An 18,089-nucleotide genomic window follows, 5' to 3' on the forward strand; every position below is an offset into this window, starting at 1 on the left:
AAAAAAATAAAAAAGAGAAGCATAAGCTTCTCTTTTTATTTATAATTTGAATAAATAAGTCTTATTCAAAGTTCATAGTGAACGGTACGCTATAGTAAGATCTTACGCTCTCCCCGTTTCTTTTCGCAGGAGTCCATTTTTTCAGTTTCTTAACTACACGAATTGCTTCATTGTTGAAGTCGCTATTTGGAGATTTCTCTTCAATAGTAACCGCTGAAACTGTTCCGTCTTTTTCTACAACGAACTTAAGCTTAGCTTTAAGTGTACCTTCACCTCCTTCCATTAAAGAAGTATCAAAATTTTCCCCAAGGAATTTTCTCAATGCACCCATACCTCCAGGATATTCTGCAGACTGGTCTACATCTTTGTAGATCTCATTAGGATTATTTGTTTTTACTTCCGCTGTACTGGCTTTGTTACCGGTAGATGGCGGTGGTGGCGGTGGTGTATAAGCCGGAGCTTTTACCCCTTCCTGATTGTTCAAACCAGTCGTCGTTTCTAACTGCTTAGAAATTGGCGGCGGTGGGGTCTCAATCTTTGGAGCTTTTACAGGCTCCGGAACCACATTCTGAATCACCTCAATTTTCTCTTCTTCTTTTGGAGGAGGTGGTGGAGGTGGTTCTTCTTCTTTTGGCTGCTCAATAATTGGCTCATCTTCAATAATGTTTACCAGATCTGCCTTTACCTCCTGTTTCGGTGGTTCAGTAAGTCTCTTAATGGTAAGATAAATAAAAGGAGATAAAGCCGCAACCAGGAATAATGCCGTTCCAACAATAAAAGATTTTGTCAGAAGTCTTGGATACTGATGTCTCAGATCATAGGCACCATATTCCTTGTTTCTATTTTCAAATACAATCTCGTCTAAAGTAAGATTCTGATTGTATACATTTTCATCTGCCATAGATATACAATTTTATGGTTAAATTACTTTGTAGCTGGTGCAGCCGCAGCTCCATTATTTCCAACTTTCTTGTCATAGATGGTTTTTTCCCAAGGCTTCACATCGGTAACCCCGTACTGCTCGCTTTTGGTAATGGCCATTTCGTCAAGAATATCTACAAAGTTCTTATATACAGCATCGTCAGTCGGCTTAATGATCACGGTAAATTTCGTTTGATCTGCAGCTCTAGATTTTGCCTGCTGAATTATTTTTCTAATTCCTTCTCTATCAAGAGTGGTTTCCATAAGAGTTTGGTCATTCAAGGAAGTAGCATCCTGCTGGTGCCAAAAAACTCTATTGTTTTTTCCTAATAAGACAGAAATCGAGTTAGAAAGTTTAATTTCTGTTGGAGGTGGTTTTTGTTTTTCATCTTTCGGTTTAGCCGGAAGACCCAAATCCATAACGTTCGGTTTACTAAATGTGGTTGTGAACATAAAGAAGGTAATCAATAGAAAACCCAAGTCCACCATCGGAGTCATATCTACTCTGGTATTCTGCTTCTTGGAACGAACCTTGCCGCCCTTGCCGCCTTTTTCCTGTACTTGTACTTCTGCCATTTCTAAATGATATTATTATGGTTTACCTTCTTGTGATGTAATCAACCAGAATTTAAGAAAATCAATATCTCTTAAACCTTCAAATAGGCTTTTAACTTTAGGATACTCAGTAGTAACGTCACCTTTGATTGCTAATTTGTAATCAGGATTTACGCTTAAACTCTGTTGTACCCAGTCTACTAACTGCTTATTTGTACTATCCATAGGAATCCCAGTAGGACTCTTGAAACTTTTCTGATCCTCATCTGACAAATCGAGATAGCTTTTAAGTTGGCTCATAGGAACCCCAATTGCTTGTACTTTCTGAAATGCTGCTTTTTGCTGGTTGCTAAAAGTCATGTTGTACTTTTGCCCCATTTTGTCTAAAAGCTGTAATCTCTCTGATGCGTTGTCTACCGGCTGGAAATAGAATTTTCCGTCCGGAGTAGCGTTGATGGTCATCAAACTTGCATCTGGAAGTAACTTCTCGGATATTGAAGATGGCGGTTTAATCTGCTCCACGTCAGGTTTTTTAAACTGAGTGGTCAATATAAAGAATGTAAGTAGTAGGAACGCAACGTCACACATTGCCGTCATGTCCGTCACTACTCCATGTCTTTTTGGTTTGACTCTCGCCATTGTTTTGAATTATTTTTAATTAAACTTCTTTTAATTGGAATGCAAATTCCTTGCTATAAATTCAATGATTAGTTGAATTCAGCAAAAGACTGCTGGATGCTCATAGCGATCTCGTCGATCTTATAAGTTAATCCGTCAATTTTAGAAGTAAAGTAATTGTAAAGGATAATTGCGATAGCTGAAGTACCAATACCTAAAGCTGTGTTGATCAATGCTTCAGAGATACCTGTAGAAAGTGCCGCAGCATCAGGAGTACCACCTCCAGAACCTAATGCGAAGAATGCTTTAATCATCCCGATTACTGTTCCTAAAAGTGCGATTAGTGTTGCTACTGTACCTAAAGTAGAAAGAATCATCATGTTCTTTTCCAACATTGGCATTTCAAGAGTAGTAGCTTCTTCGATAGCTTTGTTAAGAGCTACCATTTTCTGCTCTTTATTTAATGTAGTATCATGAGAAAGAGCTTTGTAAGTAGTAAGACCTTCTTTCACTACATTACCTACAGAACCTTGTTGTCTGTCACACTCTTCTAGAGCCTCATCAATTTTGTTTTGGTTCAATAAGTTTCTTACCTGAACTACAAAATTGTCTAGGTTTCCTTTTCCAGCAGCTTTACCTAGTACGAAATATCTTTCGAAAGAGAAAACGATTACTGTAATCATGAAAGTAATCAAGATTGGTACGATAACCCCTCCTTTGTAGATAATCCCTAAAAACGACTCTGGGTGAATGTCTTTTCCTTCAACACTTGAAAAAGCTACAGATCCACTTCCTAACTTTTCTGCATCTTTAAAGTTTCCTGGGTTCCCAAGAACAAATAAATAAATACAAACTCCTATAACGAATAAAATAGGAATAATAACAGCCGGGTTTAAACCTCCTGCTTTTCTAGCAACTACTTGCTCATCATTTTTTGAAACATTCATTTCCATATTTAACTAAATTATATTGTTTTAAAATTTTACAAGGTGTAAATTAAAGGCAAAATTAATTAAAATGCAAGAGTCTTAAATAAACATTTTGCATTTTTATGATAAAGAAAATTTAATACGATTTCGATATAATAATTATTTTTAAATATTTTATTTATTTTACCCAATTTTAACATTTCAGTTAGAAATTTAAAAAAATAAGACCCTCATTTTTTTTAATTTGCCAATGTTAACTTTTTTTTAAATTACGATATTCACAATACGGTGATGCACGACGATGATTTTTTTGGGAGTTTTACCCTCTAAAATCGGCTGCATTTTTTCATCTGAAATCACCAAATCTTCTACCTCCTTAGCTGATAATTGAGCAGAAAGTGAAATTTTGAACTTCATTTTACCATTTACACTCACTGGATACTCAATTTCATCTTCTACAAGGTAATCCTCGTTCAATACCGGAAATTTCTCAAATTCAACAGACTGCTTATTTCCCAATAGGCTCCAAAGCTCTTCACAGATATGTGGCGCATACGGAGAGATGATAACGGCTAAGGGTTCTAAAATATTGCGTTTGTTGCATTTTATTTTTTGAAGCTCGTTGACGGCGATCATAAATGAAGATACGGAGGTGTTGAATGAGAAGTTCTCAATATCATACACTACCTTCTTTATTAAGGTATGCAAGACTTTATATTCTGCTTTTGTAGGCTCTTCATCAGATACTTCAAAAGTATCTCCGTCGAAATACAGATTCCAGAATTTTTTAAGGAAACCATACACTCCGCTTAATCCTTGTGTATTCCACGGCTTGGATTGCTCCAAAGGTCCCAAAAACATTTCATACAGCCTTAATCCGTCTGCTCCATATTCTTCACAGATATCATCAGGATTTACGACATTATATTTAGACTTGGACATTTTTTCCACTTCACGGCCTGTGATGTATTTCCCATCTTCTAAAATAAACTCGGCATCGGCGTAGTCTGGTCTCCAGGCTTTGAAAGCTTCCGTATCCAATTCATCAGAGACTCCTTTTAATAAAGATACATCAACGTGGATGTTTTGAGTCTTATATTCGGCAGCCAAATTTTTGGAAACATACTGGTTCGTTCCGTCAATTCTATACACAAATGCACTCATTCCCAAGATCATCCCCTGGTTGATCAGTTTTTGGAAAGGCTCATCATTATTAATATAGCCCCTGTCTTTTAGGAACATGTTCCAGAAACGGGAATATAACAGGTGACCTGTTGCGTGCTCGCTTCCTCCAATGTATAAATCTACCTGTCCCCAATAATCTGAAAGGTCTTTATTTGCGAAAACCTCATCATTTTTCGGATCCATATATCTAAGGAAATACCATGAGCTTCCTGCCCAACCCGGCATTGTAGATAATTCTAATGGAAATACCGTTTTATCATCAATCAGGTCTGTAGAAATCACCTTTTGATTAGCTTCATCCCATGCAAAGTCTTTTGCGTTTCCTAATGGTGGATCGCCGTCTTCAGTAGGTAAATATTTTTCCACCTCAGGAAGTTCGAGCGGTAAAGCAGAAACCGGAAGTGTGTAAGGCATTCCTTCCTTATAATATATAGGAACGGGCTCACCCCAGTAACGCTGTCTTGAGAAGATCGCATCACGTTGTCTGTAATTTGTGGTTCCGTGGCCAATTCCTTTGTTTTCTATTTCAGAAATTATTTTTGATTTGGCATCATTATAATTTAATCCATTCAAGAAATCAGAGTTTACACAAACTGAATCTTTAGAGTCGAAAGATTTTTCCTGAATATCTTCATCAGTTTCTACAACTTTTTTGATATTGAGGTTAAATTTCTTTGCAAATCTGTGATCACGCTCATCATGGGCAGGAACGGCCATTACAGCACCCGTTCCATAACCCATCAATACGTAATCTGAAATATAGATTGGCATTTTTTCTCCGCTGAAAGGATTGACAGCATAACTTCCCGTAAAAGCGCCGCTCACGTTTTTTACGTCAGACATCCTGTCTCTTTCGGTTTTTTTGGAGGTTTCTTCTATATAAGTATCTACTTCCGCTTTCTGAGCTTCCGTAGTAATGGTATCTACTAAAGGGTTTTCGGGAGCCAATACCATAAATGTAGCTCCAAAAATAGTGTCAGGTCTGGTGGTAAATACCTCAACGATATCGTCATGGCCTTCTACTTGAAACTGCACCTGCGCTCCCTGAGATTTTCCAATCCAGTATTCCTGGGCATCTTTCAGAGGCTGCGGCCAGTCTAATTTATTAAGTCCCTGTAATAATCTTTCAGAATAAGCAGAGATTCTCATACTCCACTGCATCATTTTCTTTTGGAATACAGGGAATCCTCCTCTTTCTGATTTTCCGTCTTTTACCTCATCATTTGCCAATACGGTTCCCAAAGCCGGACACCAGTTTACGGTAGTCTCTGCTCTGTAAGCCAAACGGTAATTTAAAAGGACATCTTCTTTATCAAGGTCTGAGGAATCTTTCCATTCTTCTGCCGTGAAATTGAGTTCGTCGTTTTGGTTGGCATTTAATCCCTCAGTTCCTTTTTCTTCAAAATGCTGGATCAAAGTCTGAATAGGCTCTGCCTTATCGGTATTTTTGTTATACCAAGAATGATACAGCTCGATAAAGATCCACTGCGTCCATTTATAATAGGATGCATCTGAAGTTCTCACTTCCCTGCTCCAGTCGAATGAAAAACCAATCTTTTTTAACTGCTCTTCATATCTGTTGATATTTTCTTCAGTTGTGATTGCAGGATGCTGTCCTGTTTGGATGGCATACTGTTCAGCAGGAAGTCCAAAGCTGTCATATCCTACCGGATGGAGAACGTTGAATCCCTGATGTCTTTTATATCTCGCATAAATATCGGATGCAATATATCCCAGCGGGTGTCCCACGTGAAGTCCCGCCCCGGATGGATACGGAAACATATCGAGAACATAAAATTTAGGTTTGTCCGTTTTATCGGAGGTTTTGTAGGTCTGGTTTTCCTCCCAGTACTTCTGCCACTTTTTTTCTATCTGCTGATGATCGTAAAACACTTTATTATAGATATTAGATGTTAGATATTAGATGTTGGATTTTTTAAAATCTCCTTCTAATTTTCACAAAAATAATGAATTTAAAGGAAATGAAAATTTTAATTTTAATTAATTCTGGAATGCTTTTCAACAAAAAATCTCATCCGGGGATGAGATTTATATTCAGTATGGAATGTATACTTATTGAGGAATCCTCTTCATGGTATACGTTCTTGTTTTATATACAGTCGGGTCTTGAGTCTCTTCTCTTACCGAAAGATTTAAGGTTGTATCATCAAGGGTAATGATCTTACCGTTGGATGGCTCTACTGTCCCCTGGTATTTGATGACCACTGTTTTTGCACTTCTGTCATAAGTATAGGTAAAGTTTCGGTCTGATGAAATAGCACATTGTGGAGTTGCCCCAATAAAATCCCATTCCGTTCTTTTTCCGGCTGCCTCAGTATTGAATCTCCATCTGGATTCCTTCTGACAGTCGTTATACGTAATAAGATCTGAAACCGGATCTTCACCGACTTCTACTGTGGTAACCACTTCTTTAAGCGGCTGCCAAACCCCTACAAGAGGATATTCCATTGTATTATCGCCATCATCATTACATCCTGTAGCCACAAATAATGATAAACCTGCAAATAGTAATGCTAATTTCTTCATATATAAAAATTTCAAGCGCTAAAATTATAATTTTTTTGATTTATAACACCATTATTTATGAAAAATTATTTACTTAATGCATATTTCTGCAAATTTTAAAACAGTAATCTTCAAAATCGCTATTATTTAACAAATAATGAATAAAGCAGGGCTGCTGTATTTTATTAAAAAAACTATTTTTGTAGAAAGAAACAAAAATGCAGGATATAACGAAAAATAATTTTGACTTCATACGTGTTCTCCTCGCTTTCATTGTCTTTCTGGGACATTTGGGAGCTTTAAGTGACTCGAGTCAGCTCACTTTTTTAACGCACAGTCCTGTAGAAGTTGCTGTTTTTTCGTTTTTTATTGTCAGCGGATTCCTTATTGCAAGGAGCTATGAGAGATCTTCCAGCCTGAAAAGCTATGTAAAGAAAAGATTCAACAGGATTGTTCCTGCCTATTTGCTGGTTGTATTTCTATGTACAACCCTTCTTAGCCTCGTAAGCACGCTCTCGTTTGCAGATTATTTCGGGAACATACAGGTTTATAAATATTTTTTCTGGAATTCAATTTTTATGAATTTCATGGCCCCTTCCCTTCCTGGAGTATTTGGTAATGAAGCAGTGAACGGAGCATTATGGACACTTAAGATTGAAATGTGTTTTTATTTTGCCGTTCCTCTGATTTTTTTGTTATTCGGAAAAAAAAATAAATACAGGGATACTAGTTTAATTGTCTTGTATTTCCTTTCCCTGATCTTTCTTAATTACTTTGAAATAATCGGCAAGGCGGCTTTATCAAGACAACTACCTGGTTCACTGTGCTATTTCATTGGGGGAATGCTAGTTTATTTTCATTTTGACAAATTCATCAAGTATAAAAATATACTCTTTATTATCGCTATAATTACGGTCTGGATCGATCTGTTTCTTCACATCAGGTTATTTTCACCCATCATGATCAGCATTATTGTATTGTATATTGCTTATTCATTGAAATTCCTGAATAACTTCGGGAAATACGGAGATTTCACGTATGGCATTTATATCTTCCACTTCCCTATTATCCGTGTTTTTGCTACACTTGGACTTTTTGCAAATTACAATCCCTTTTTGATGAGTTTTGTATGTATGCTGGTTGTTATAGGAGTGGGAGTTGCATCCTGGCATCTTTATGAGAAAAAATTTTTATAATTTTACCACAGTAAAAACATAAATGAAAGACCTGGTCTCCATCATCACGCCCTGTTATAATTCTGCAGAATTCATCGAAGAAACGATACAATCTGTTCTCAACCAAACCTATGAAAACTGGGAATGGCTGATCACAGATGATCTTTCTAAAGATAATACCGTAGAGATCCTTAAAAAATATAATGACCCGAGAATAAAACTGGAAGTTCTGGAAAAAAACGGCGGTGCCGGAAATGCCAGAAACAAAAGCCTTGAAAGAGCTCAGGGCAGATATATTGCCTTTCTGGATTCCGATGATTTCTGGTATCCTGAATACCTGGAAACGATGACGGATTATATGCAGGAAAACAATGCAGAGCTGGTTTACTGTAACTATTCCAGGTGTAATGAACAGCTGCAGCCTGTTTTAAAGGATTTCCTGGCCGATAAAGTGGTTACTTTCTCCAATCTTCTGAAGACCTGCAGACTGGCGCCGGTTTCTACGATGTATGATACCAAAAGAGTAGGAAAGTTTTTATTTCCGGTAAAAAGTAAGCGTGAAGATCATGTGATGTGGCTGAATCTTTTAAAGGTAATTCCTGAAGGTATGCCCATCAATAAAACACTGGCTAAGTACAGAATGCGGGAGAACAGTGTTTCCAGAAAGAAAAAGAACATCATCAAGGATCAGTATCTGGTGTATAAAGATTTTATGGGGTTTTCTACTTTAAAATCTCTTTATTATACAACGAACTGGGCCGTGAACGGCTTTCTGAAATATTCTAAAATTTTTAATTAAATGGAGTACTCAAAAGAGTTTAAAGCAGCATTGAGCGCTTTTTCCAATGTAGAAAAAGACCGTCTTATTTTCAGGCTTCTGAAAAAGGATAAGCTTTTGTCTAAAAAATTGTATTTTGAACTGATTGATCAGGAAACTACTGACGATAAGAGAAATGCTATGGAAGAAAATGTTGCAGAACAGGTTCTCCTGGCTTCAAAATATGTTGGAAATGCTAAATATTTCCTTAGTGTTATCCGAAAACTGAGTGCAGAAATAACAGAGCATATCAAAATAACAACAGATAAATTTGGGGAAGTCTCGCTGAATCTTTTGCTGGTCAATAGAATTTTAGATTCCAATAGCGACTTTAGTAGACAGCGATTCGATAATGTTTACAAACTGTATATTTATATCATTAATAAAGTATTCAAAGCATTGGTTTTAACAAAAAAATTGGATGAGGATTACTGGATGGAGATCGATGAGCTTCTGAGTGAAACCCATGCAAAAATTTCTGAAAATCACTATCTGCAAAAGCTATGCATCAATAATGGTTTAAATCTCAGCTGGCTTGATTCTGAAAAGATTCCGGAAGATATAGACCAGATTATAAAAGACACCAAAAGCCAGGGATTTTTACGCTAAAATTTTCTGGAGAATAAGGTGGGTAGCATCAGGTTTATCGCTCACAAACTTTCCGGCGCAATCAGACATTCCATTCAATTCTTCTTCATTATTCAGGAGAAACAGCACAAAATCTGCTGCTGCCTGCTCTTCTGTGAAAGATTTTCCGCCATTGGCAGCAATCAGCTCATCTGCTTCAGGATTTTTTCTGTAATGGTTACCAAAGATCACAGGCACACCAAATGTTGCCGCCTCCAGGATATTATGCAGCCCGGCATCATGAAAACCGCCTCCTACAACAGCAATATTTGCATAGGAATATAGTTTGGACAGCAAACCAATGCTGTCTATAATTAAAACCTGATAATCAGCGAGGTGTATCTCAGATTGTTTAATTTCACTGTAAAGTAATGCATCTGGGAAAATATTTTTAAGATGTTCCACTCTTTTAAGATCGTGAGGAGCTATAATCAATTTAAGGTCAGCATTTTTCCTGAAAATCATTGATGCGATCTTTTCTTCAGCCTGCCAGGAGCTTCCGAAAACGATCGTTTTTTTATCTCCTTTGAAGTCCGAAATAAAATCGACATGATTATACCGCAATCTAAGCTGTTTTACTCTATCGAATCTTGTATCACCTGTTACCGAAGAATGGGTGAGTCCAATACTTTTAGCCAAGGCAAATGAAAACGGGGTCTGATGAAAAAACCAGTCTACATTCTTTTTAAGCTGCCTTCCAAACCATTTCCCATAGGAAGTAAAGAATGACTGCCTTTCATAAAATAAGGCAGAGATTACATAGATTTTAGCTCCCTGAGCTTTGAGCTCAGCTAGAAGATGATACCAGTAATCATATTTAACGGTAAAAAAAAGTTCAGTTTTAAACTGGGCCGTAAATTCTTTTATGGTCCTTTTTTTATCAAAAGGGAGATAACAGATCACATCAGCAATATGATTTTTTTTGACCACATTTTCATAACCCGACGGCGAAAAAAAAGTTATAAGGATCTTATGACCGGGAAACTTTTCTTTCAATTTTTCTAAAACCGGAAGACCCTGCTCATATTCGCCCAGGCTGGCTGCATGCATCCAAATCACTTTATCTGATGGTAAAAATGCAGCTTTTACTCTACCTAATGACTGCTTTCTTTCTTCAACTCCTTTTTTAGTTTTATCATCAAGCCATGAAAAAACTTTCATTCCGAAAATGAGAAGACTGATAAATATGCTGTATAGTAAAGACATCTTATTATTTTTTAATTTCAATTCGGTCATTATTGGTAGATGGACTGGAGATCACGAGAAACTCAACTTCCTCCTGAGATTCATTAGAAATAAAGTGCTCGGATTGAGGCTGAACAGAAATACTTTCGCCTGCCCTGACCTTGAACTGCTCATTATTAATATGCAGTACAGCTTCACCTTTTAAAATATAAAAAACCTGTTCTGCTGTTTCGTGGAAATGTAGTTTTTCTGTAGCTCCTGCAGGCATTATTTCCTGTTTTACAGAAAGATGGAGAGAATCTTTTAGAACCCAGCTGTCACAGCCGTTTCCCCAGATATAATGCTCAGAATTTTTTTTTGACTGTATCATTTGAATATTCCTACGAAAATAAAAACAATGATTACACTTCCAATTACCGATAAAATTGCTGTATGAATAGAAACTCTGGGCTTCACATTTTCATTAAAAGTATATCTGAACATATAATCCTGTCCGTTTATAAAAATAAGCATCAACAGTAGAAACAGCCATCTAATAAAAATTTCCATGATCAGGAACTGGGCATTTCGGTTCTGCTCTGTAATTTCAACGGGGAAATTAGTCGATTCAGGGTGTTTTAATGTATATATAAACAGGAAATAGAAAGCTGTTCCAAGAAGCGGTGTTAAAAAAGAATAAACTTTGTTCCAAAAATTATCTGCCTTTCCACCAAAATCGAAATGGACGGGAATTCTTTTGGGAAGGGTTTTATAATGTTTCAGGGTAAACCACCAGAAAAAAACGACCAGTCCGAAATTAAAAATATCAAAAAATGTAAAAAGAATATTTTCCATTAAGACAGAATTTAAAACTAAAGTACGTTTTTGATCACTCTCAGTTTATGCGTATGCTTATTCATTTCTTTATTAAAGATTCCGGTAGAATCAAGAATATCGATTCTCACTTTTCCTGAAGCATGAATGATTCTTTGATTATCAAGCATGATTCCTACGTGGATAATTTTTCCTTCGGGATTTTCAAAAAAAGCTAAATCTCCGGGCTGACTTTCTTCAACAAAAGTTAAAGGTACTCCCACTTCTGCCTGTTGATAAGTATCTCTCGGTAATTTAATATCATGAATTTTATATACCAACTGTGTAAAACCGGAGCAGTCTACTGCAAAAAAACTTTTGCCACCCCACAGGTAAGGTACATTAAGGAATTCTTTGGCAGCCAGAGCAATACTTTCACGGAGATCATGGCTTCTTCTTGAGGCCACTGCCGGAAACTCTACCTCAGATCCCATTGAAAGAAGGGTTTTACCATCATTCATCAGTACTGAAGCGAAATCCTCAGTAACTACTGTAATTTTTCTTTTGCCCAGCTCTTCATCTGTTACAGGTTTCAGCTGTTTGGTATCCATCCATCCTTCATATCCGTCATAATGCATCTTTATTTTAGTCCAGTTTTTATTCACTTCCAAAATATCTGCGCTTTCTCCAAACAGTATTTCCGTAACAATTTCCGCCTTATCAGAATTCTCTGCGCGGACCGGTGCTACTGTAACATTACAAATTCCTTTATTCATTCATTAAGATTAAAAGATTGAATCATTTAAAGATTAAAAAATTACAGCCTGTAAAAATCTTTAATCTTTAAATATTTTAATTACTTCCGGCGAAGGAAGTTTACTCCATCACGCAAAGGTAAAATAAGATTTTCAAAATCATCGTCTTTTGCGATCAAATCATTCAGTTCCTTAATGACCTGTGTAGATTTCTGTTTTGGATTTTCCTCCAGGACTTTACCATACCATAAAACATTATCAAACATTACGATGGATCCTGATCTTGTTCTGGGTTTGATCAGTCTGAAATATTCTGCATAATTCTCTTTGTCGGCATCTATAAATATAAGATCAAAAATCTCGTTTGTTTCTTTTAAAAATTCTTTGGCATCCTGAAGTTTAAAATCGATCTGTTCTGCATATTCACTTTCTTCAAAATATTTTTTCGGCAGATAGGCAAGATCTTCGTTGACATCTAAAGTAATGATTTTTCCGTCTTTAGCCAGTCCTGCTGTCAGACAAAGTGTGGCATACCCTGTAAAAGTTCCTATTTCCAGGACATTTTTGGGCTGTACCATTTGGGAAATAATCGTCAGAAGCCTTCCCTGCTGATATCCGGAGATCATATGAGGCTGTGTGGTTTTCTGATAGGTCTCTCTTCTTAGTTTTTTCAGAATTTCAGGTTCCGAGGAAGCATGAGTCTCCAAGTACCTGTCCATTTCTGGATTTTTTTCTTCAAAAAAGCTCATAAAATTTTAATTTAAACAAATTTAATCATTTTAAAATTCCTTTTTGAATCTCTTACTTCAAAATATTTTACAAAAAAAAGAGAGAAATTAATCTCTCTCTTTTTCAGATATATCTGTTTTACATTACAGAGCAATACAATACTCACCTGGAGAACCACATACCCATCCTGGACAGCAATCTCTGGTTACACGACAAATGATCTGTGGATTACAATTGCTAATGGCACCCTGTACCTCTTTCATTTGTCCTCTTGAAAGCTTTTTTAAATTTTCCATATTTTTAGATTTAGTATTAATTTCCTACTCTTTAAGATTTTCGGATAACTCTATATTATTTCTCTTTTATGAGATTTAAATATACACATTCTCCATTAAAAAACATAAAACACATCTAAAAATCAATAATTTATTAAGCAAAAACAGTGTATTTGATTAATATTTTTCATTCAATTTAATCTTAAACATCATTTGGAACCGCTCTATAATTGGCAACTGTCTTTCTTAATAATTGAATTAATTCATTATTCCGGGAAAACCCGGATTAAAATACCGTGAAAATACGGATATGTTTATAAGAAGCATAATGATACATTTGCAGAGAACAAAGGGTAAAAACACTAAGAGAAAATAGAAATGAATGCAGGGGGAAAACTAAATAAAACCGAGAATCAGAAGACCGCATTGCTGAAAAGCAAAGCGGGTTCTTCGTCTAAAAAAGCTAAGAAGCAAATATCCAAATCATTTTTGAATCGAATGATTTCATTATTGAAGAAAGAAGAATTAATTTGATATCAAAAAGAAATCCCGAATGACTTCGGGATTTCTTTTTGATATGTTGTTTCAATTACTTTTTAGGAGCAATATCCATCAATTTCATAAATTCATCAAGCTTAGGCATAATGATGATTTCTGTTCTCCTGTTTTCCGCTCTTCCGGAAACACTCATATTTGTTGCCTTCGGGTTGTATTCTGAACGACCACCTGCTGTGATTCTCGCAGGATCCACACCGAATTGTGTCTGAAGAACTTTAGCAATAGAAGTCCCTCTCAATGCAGAAAGATCCCAGTTGTCTCTTGGCAGATTTGGAGAGTTTAAAGGAGCATTATCTGTGTTCCCTTCGATCAATACTGAATATTTATCATAATCATTGATCACTTTAGCCACTTTCCCTAACACTTCTTGTGCAGCTGGAAGAATATTATAATCTCCTGTCTTATATAACATTTTATCTGAAAGGGAGATCATCACCACTCCTTTCAATACTTTTACCTGTACATCATCATCTGTTACATTATCAAGAGATCTCTTAAGCTTGTTAGACAAAGCAAGGTTCAGACTGTCATTTTTAGCATTGTTTGAAATCAGCTGTTTGATATAAGAATTGGAAGCATTAATCTCACCAACCAGTTTATCAATGTTAGCTGAGCTTTTGCCTGTATTGGAAAGACATGCATCCAAAGATGATTTCAAAGCATCATGCTGACTTTTCAAGAGATTATTTTCGCCGGTTAAAGCTGAATTCTGAGACTTCAGATCCTGGATCTCTCTCTGTCTTTCACCAATATTTTCAATACACTGCTTATAGTTTGAGCTTAAAGCGTCATATTGCTTCTTGCTGATACAAGATGTCAATCCCAACGCCATCGCAGAAACTGCTAAAATTTTTAAAATCTTCATAAATAATCATTTTTAGACGAATCAAAGTTAGGGAAATTCAATTGAATTATATGGATTATCTTTGCATATAAGAAATCCACAACATACCTTTTGGAAAAAAATAGTTTTAAAAATCAACTGGAAAATCTTGTCCGTGACCCGGAAAATTACAGCTATCTTCTGGCGGTAAGTGGCGGTGCAGATTCTATGGTTCTGGCCTCTCTTTTTGAGGCTTTGGGGCTGTCTTACCATATTGCTCATATCAATTATAAACTTCGGGGAGAAGATTCGGATCTGGATCAAAAAACGGTTCAGGATTTTTGTGAGAAAAATCATATCCCATTTCACCTGTATCAGGTATCAGAAAAAGATAAAAAACCTGAAAATTCTATTCAGCTTTGGGCAAGAGAACTCCGTTACCGTTTTTTCAGAGATATCCAGGAAAAAGAAAGACTAAAATTTCTTGTTACTGCCCATCATCTGAATGATCAGCTTGAAACTTTCCTCATCAATCTTTCGAAAGCTTCCGGAATCAACGGTCTAAGTGGAATTCCTGCGGGAAGTAATAACACGCTTCGCCCGCTTCTCAATTTTTCAAAAAATGAAATTTATGAGTATGCTGAAAACAATAAAATTGATTTTCGGGAAGATCTTTCCAATAAAAAAAGTGATTATTTAAGAAATAAGATCAGGAATGAGGTTATTCCCAAACTTTTAGAAACCAATGATCATTTTCTGGAAAACTTCCAAAAGAGCTCCTCTTATCTTAACCAAACAAAGGATTTTGTACAGAAACAAATTGAAAATATAGAAAATCAACTCACCGTATTTAACCCTGACTATAAAATCCTATCAAAGGAAAAGCTGGTTCAGGAAAGCACTTTCGTACAGTTTGAGATTTTAAAGAAATATGGTTTTAATCAGGAGGAAGAAATTCCTAAAATTTTTACTGCAGAAAACGGAAGTTCTTTTTTTTCAAAAGATTATCACTTAATCATCAACCGGAATGAATTAATTCTCGTAAATAAGAACAAAGATCAGGAAACAGAAAATGAAATCGTTCTTACTGAAGGTTTTGATTTTTCTGAAAACCGGCTCAGTATCAGTCTTGAAAACACAATTGAAAATATTGACGGAATCAATAACCATTTTGAATGGGAATTTGATGCTGCCAAGCTCCATTTCCCACTGCATTTGAGAAAACAGCAGGATGGCGATGAGTTTTATCCGACGGGATTTTCAGGCAAAAAGAAAGTTTCTAAGTTTTTTAGGGACGAAAAATTATCTATTTTAGCGAGGCCAAAAATTTGGATCCTGTGTGACGGCAACAATTCCGTACTTGGGATAATCCCTTTCAGACAGGACAGAAGATATGCAAAGGATGAGAAAACGGAAAGTATTCTCAAAATTTTTAATGAAAAGAAAAAATGAAATTTAGAAACTGGTTTTTAGCAGTGTTGCTGCTTTTAGCGGCAGGAATGAATGCACAGATCAAGAATCCTGTAAAATTCAAGTTCACGATCAACGATCTGGGGAACAATCAATATGAAGCTGTTTTGAATGCTACCATGGAAAGTGGATGGCATATCTATTCCAAAGATCTGCCTGAGGACACAGGAATTCCTACTGAATATAAAGTTTCAGGAAAGAATATTGAACTGATCGGAAAATTCACAGAAGTGGGTAAAAAACACGAAGAATTTTCGGAAGCTTTCGGTGGAACGATTGTTTTTTATTTTCTAACTCTGCCGGTTTTAAACAGAAATTCAAATTAAAAGATCCTGCAAAACCAGGAGATGTTACTTCCGAAATAACCTATCAGACTTGTGACGACCGGGTGTGTCTGGCTCCCAACACTTTAGAATTCAATCAAAAAGTAACTCCGAAAGGTGCTGTAGCAGAAATAGCAGAGGAAAAAACTGAACCGGTAAAAGATTCGGTAAAAGCGATAGAAACGGTTGCTACAAATCCGGCAAAAGGAGACGTGACGGTTACTGCGGTTTCTCAATTGGATCCTAAGCAGTTAAAAATAGCAACTATTGATTTCCAGAAACCTTTAACTGACTGTGGAACCACGACAGAAAAAGTAAGTGAAAATTACTGGACTTATTTATTTTTAGGATTTGCCGGAGGTTTAATCGCTTTACTGACACCTTGCGTTTTTCCTATGATTCCGCTTACGGTTTCTTTTTTTACCAAAGGAAGCAGCAATAAGGCAAAAGGTAAGAGAGATGCATTGATCTATGGATTTTTTATCCTTCTGATCTTTGTATTATTAAGTGTTCCGTTCCATTTGATTGATGGAATTGCAGGAAATGTTTTCAATGAAATATCTACAAGTGTCTGGCTGAATATTGCCTTCTTTATCATATTCATTTTCTTTGCAGGAAGTTTCTTCGGATATTATGACATCACGCTTCCGAGCTCTATTGCCAACAAATCTTCAAAAGCAGAAGAAGCTGGCGGACTGGTTGGTATTTTCTTTATGGCGTTGACTCTGGTTATTGTTTCTTTCTCTTGTACCGGACCTATTCTGGGTGGTTTATTAGGAAGTGCTGTAACTGGATCGTCTAATGTTCCGATGCTGCTTACTTTTGCATTAGCCGGATTTGGATTGGCCTGGGCTATCGTTTTCGGACTGCTGGCTTTATTCCCGCAGGCTTTAAAGAGTCTTCCGAAATCAGGAGGATGGATGAATACGGTAAAAGTGGTTCTTGGATTTGTAGAACTGGCTTTAGCTTTAAAGTTCTTATCTAAAGCTGATCTGGTTTCGAAAACATTCTTATTAAAAAGAGAACTTTTCATTGCCATCTGGATCGTTGTTGCATTAGGACTGACTTTATATCTTTTCGGAATTATAAGATTTCCGCATGATGATAAAAAACCAAAGATTTCAATTACAAGAAAGATATTGGGCGCATTGGGAATTGGTTTTGTTATTTATCTTATTCAGGGATTAATTCCTGCCGAACGTCCAAAACTTCAGTTATTAAGTGGGATTTTACCTCCACTGAACGTCAGTTATTTCCATGATGAAAAAGACGGTATTCTGGGAATGCATCCTGAGCATGATTTCTTCAAAGCTATTGAGCTTGCCAAAAAAGAAGACAAGCCTATTTTAATTGACTTTACCGGTTACGGCTGCGAAAATTGCCGAAAGATGGAGGAATTTGTTTGGAGTGAACCGGACATTCTTCCCATTCTGCAAAATGACGTGGTACTTGCTTCTTTATATGTAGATGATAAGGAGGAACTTCCTGAAGATCAGAAAACAAAAATTGATCTTGGAGACGGACAGGTGAAAAAGGTAAAAACAATCGGTGACCGATGGAGCCTGTTCCAACAGGTGAATTTTAATAATAATTCCCAGCCGCACTACGTTTTGATAACACCGGATGGAAAAGTAATCAACACTCCTGTATCGGGATATATGCCGAAAGAAGATTTTAAAAAGTTCCTTGAATGTGGAGTAAATTATTATAAGAAAAATAAATAAGATCTTATCTAAATAATGTAAGCCTTATCAATTTATTTTGGTAAGGCTTTTTCTTACACTTACTAGAAATAAATCTACACTTACTAATTGATTTGAGAACAA

19 protein-coding genes are annotated in these 18,089 nt (G+C 36.2%); 6 read left to right on the top strand and 13 right to left on the bottom strand.

Annotation, left to right across the window (positions count from 1 at the left end):
- Positions 1 to 61: 61 nt before the first annotated feature.
- From QF044_RS15790 to QF044_RS15815, 6 genes are all read right to left on the bottom strand, one after another.
- Positions 62 to 901, bottom strand: coding sequence for an energy transducer TonB (locus tag QF044_RS15790; protein ID WP_307269268.1), 840 nt, complete (start codon positions 899 to 901; stop codon positions 62 to 64).
- Between the two features lie 23 nt (positions 902 to 924).
- A complete protein-coding gene (locus QF044_RS15795; RefSeq protein ID WP_307269270.1) occupies positions 925 to 1,497 on the bottom strand; it encodes a biopolymer transporter ExbD in 573 nt (190 codons plus the stop codon).
- 15 nt (positions 1,498 to 1,512) lie between these two features.
- A complete protein-coding gene (locus QF044_RS15800) occupies positions 1,513 to 2,115 on the bottom strand; it encodes a biopolymer transporter ExbD (protein ID WP_307269271.1) in 603 nt (200 codons plus the stop codon).
- A gap of 68 nt (positions 2,116 to 2,183) precedes the next feature.
- Positions 2,184 to 3,047 carry a MotA/TolQ/ExbB proton channel family protein gene (locus QF044_RS15805; protein ID WP_034701907.1) on the bottom strand — a complete coding sequence of 288 codons (864 nt, stop codon included), beginning with the start codon at positions 3,045 to 3,047 and terminating at the stop codon, positions 2,184 to 2,186.
- A 240-nt stretch (positions 3,048 to 3,287) separates the two neighbouring features.
- On the bottom strand, positions 3,288 to 6,101 hold the full coding sequence (gene leuS, locus QF044_RS15810; protein WP_307269272.1) for a leucine--tRNA ligase: 2,814 nt from the start codon (positions 6,099 to 6,101) through the stop codon (positions 3,288 to 3,290).
- Positions 6,102 to 6,281: 180 nt separating this feature from the next.
- On the bottom strand, positions 6,282 to 6,755 hold the full coding sequence (locus QF044_RS15815; RefSeq protein ID WP_307269273.1) for a lipocalin family protein: 474 nt from the start codon (positions 6,753 to 6,755) through the stop codon (positions 6,282 to 6,284).
- A gap of 197 nt (positions 6,756 to 6,952) precedes the next feature.
- On the opposite strand from QF044_RS15815, the gene QF044_RS15820 reads away from it, so the two are divergent.
- The 3 genes from QF044_RS15820 to QF044_RS15830 are packed head-to-tail and all read left to right on the top strand — an operon-like array spanning position 6,953 to position 9,335.
- A complete protein-coding gene (locus QF044_RS15820; protein WP_307269275.1) occupies positions 6,953 to 7,930 on the top strand; it encodes an acyltransferase in 978 nt (325 codons plus the stop codon).
- A 22-nt stretch (positions 7,931 to 7,952) separates the two neighbouring features.
- Positions 7,953 to 8,708 carry a glycosyltransferase gene (locus QF044_RS15825; protein ID WP_307269277.1) on the top strand — a complete coding sequence of 252 codons (756 nt, stop codon included), beginning with the start codon at positions 7,953 to 7,955 and terminating at the stop codon, positions 8,706 to 8,708.
- Positions 8,709 to 9,335: a deoxyuridine 5'-triphosphate nucleotidohydrolase gene (locus QF044_RS15830; protein ID WP_307269278.1), complete on the top strand. Its 627-nt coding sequence runs from the start codon at positions 8,709 to 8,711 to the stop codon at positions 9,333 to 9,335.
- Here QF044_RS15830 and QF044_RS15835 read toward each other — a convergent pair.
- The 7 genes from QF044_RS15835 to QF044_RS15860 all read right to left on the bottom strand — a co-directional run bounded on the left by QF044_RS15835 (position 9,327) and on the right by QF044_RS15860 (position 14,512).
- On the bottom strand, positions 9,327 to 10,559 hold the full coding sequence (locus QF044_RS15835) for a 3-deoxy-D-manno-octulosonic acid transferase (RefSeq protein ID WP_307269279.1): 1,233 nt from the start codon (positions 10,557 to 10,559) through the stop codon (positions 9,327 to 9,329). The genes QF044_RS15830 and QF044_RS15835 overlap by 9 nt on opposite strands.
- 4 nt (positions 10,560 to 10,563) lie before the next feature.
- Positions 10,564 to 10,908 (bottom strand): cupin domain-containing protein, encoded by a 345-nt coding sequence (locus QF044_RS15840; protein WP_307269280.1) that lies wholly within the window; start codon positions 10,906 to 10,908, stop codon positions 10,564 to 10,566.
- Positions 10,905 to 11,372: a DUF1648 domain-containing protein gene (locus QF044_RS15845; RefSeq protein WP_307269282.1), complete on the bottom strand. Its 468-nt coding sequence runs from the start codon at positions 11,370 to 11,372 to the stop codon at positions 10,905 to 10,907. Before QF044_RS15845 ends, QF044_RS15840 begins: the two co-directional genes overlap by 4 nt.
- A gap of 17 nt (positions 11,373 to 11,389) precedes the next feature.
- Positions 11,390 to 12,106 (bottom strand): C40 family peptidase, encoded by a 717-nt coding sequence (locus tag QF044_RS15850; RefSeq protein ID WP_307269283.1) that lies wholly within the window; start codon positions 12,104 to 12,106, stop codon positions 11,390 to 11,392.
- An 80-nt stretch (positions 12,107 to 12,186) separates the two neighbouring features.
- A complete protein-coding gene (locus QF044_RS15855; RefSeq protein ID WP_307269284.1) occupies positions 12,187 to 12,834 on the bottom strand; it encodes an O-methyltransferase in 648 nt (215 codons plus the stop codon).
- 123 nt (positions 12,835 to 12,957) lie between these two features.
- Positions 12,958 to 13,110 (bottom strand): hypothetical protein, encoded by a 153-nt coding sequence (locus QF044_RS21605; protein WP_373462650.1) that lies wholly within the window; start codon positions 13,108 to 13,110, stop codon positions 12,958 to 12,960.
- 568 nt (positions 13,111 to 13,678) lie between these two features.
- Positions 13,679 to 14,512 (bottom strand): OmpA family protein, encoded by an 834-nt coding sequence (locus tag QF044_RS15860; protein WP_307269285.1) that lies wholly within the window; start codon positions 14,510 to 14,512, stop codon positions 13,679 to 13,681.
- A gap of 90 nt (positions 14,513 to 14,602) precedes the next feature.
- On the opposite strand from QF044_RS15860, the gene tilS reads away from it, so the two are divergent.
- From tilS to QF044_RS15870, 3 genes are all read left to right on the top strand, one after another.
- On the top strand, positions 14,603 to 15,922 hold the full coding sequence (gene tilS, locus QF044_RS15865) for a tRNA lysidine(34) synthetase TilS (RefSeq protein WP_307269286.1): 1,320 nt from the start codon (positions 14,603 to 14,605) through the stop codon (positions 15,920 to 15,922).
- The gene (locus QF044_RS21610; protein WP_373462651.1) at positions 15,919 to 16,266 is read left to right on the top strand and encodes a hypothetical protein; all 348 of its coding nucleotides are present in this window, start codon (positions 15,919 to 15,921) and stop codon (positions 16,264 to 16,266) included. Before tilS ends, QF044_RS21610 begins: the two co-directional genes overlap by 4 nt.
- A gap of 62 nt (positions 16,267 to 16,328) precedes the next feature.
- Entirely contained in the window at positions 16,329 to 17,987 is a 1,659-nt protein-coding gene (locus tag QF044_RS15870) for a protein-disulfide reductase DsbD family protein (protein WP_373462653.1), read from the top strand.
- Positions 17,988 to 18,089: the final 102 nt, after the last annotated feature.

The organism is Chryseobacterium sp. W4I1 (assembly GCF_030816115.1).
GTDB lineage: Bacteria > Bacteroidota > Bacteroidia > Flavobacteriales > Weeksellaceae > Chryseobacterium.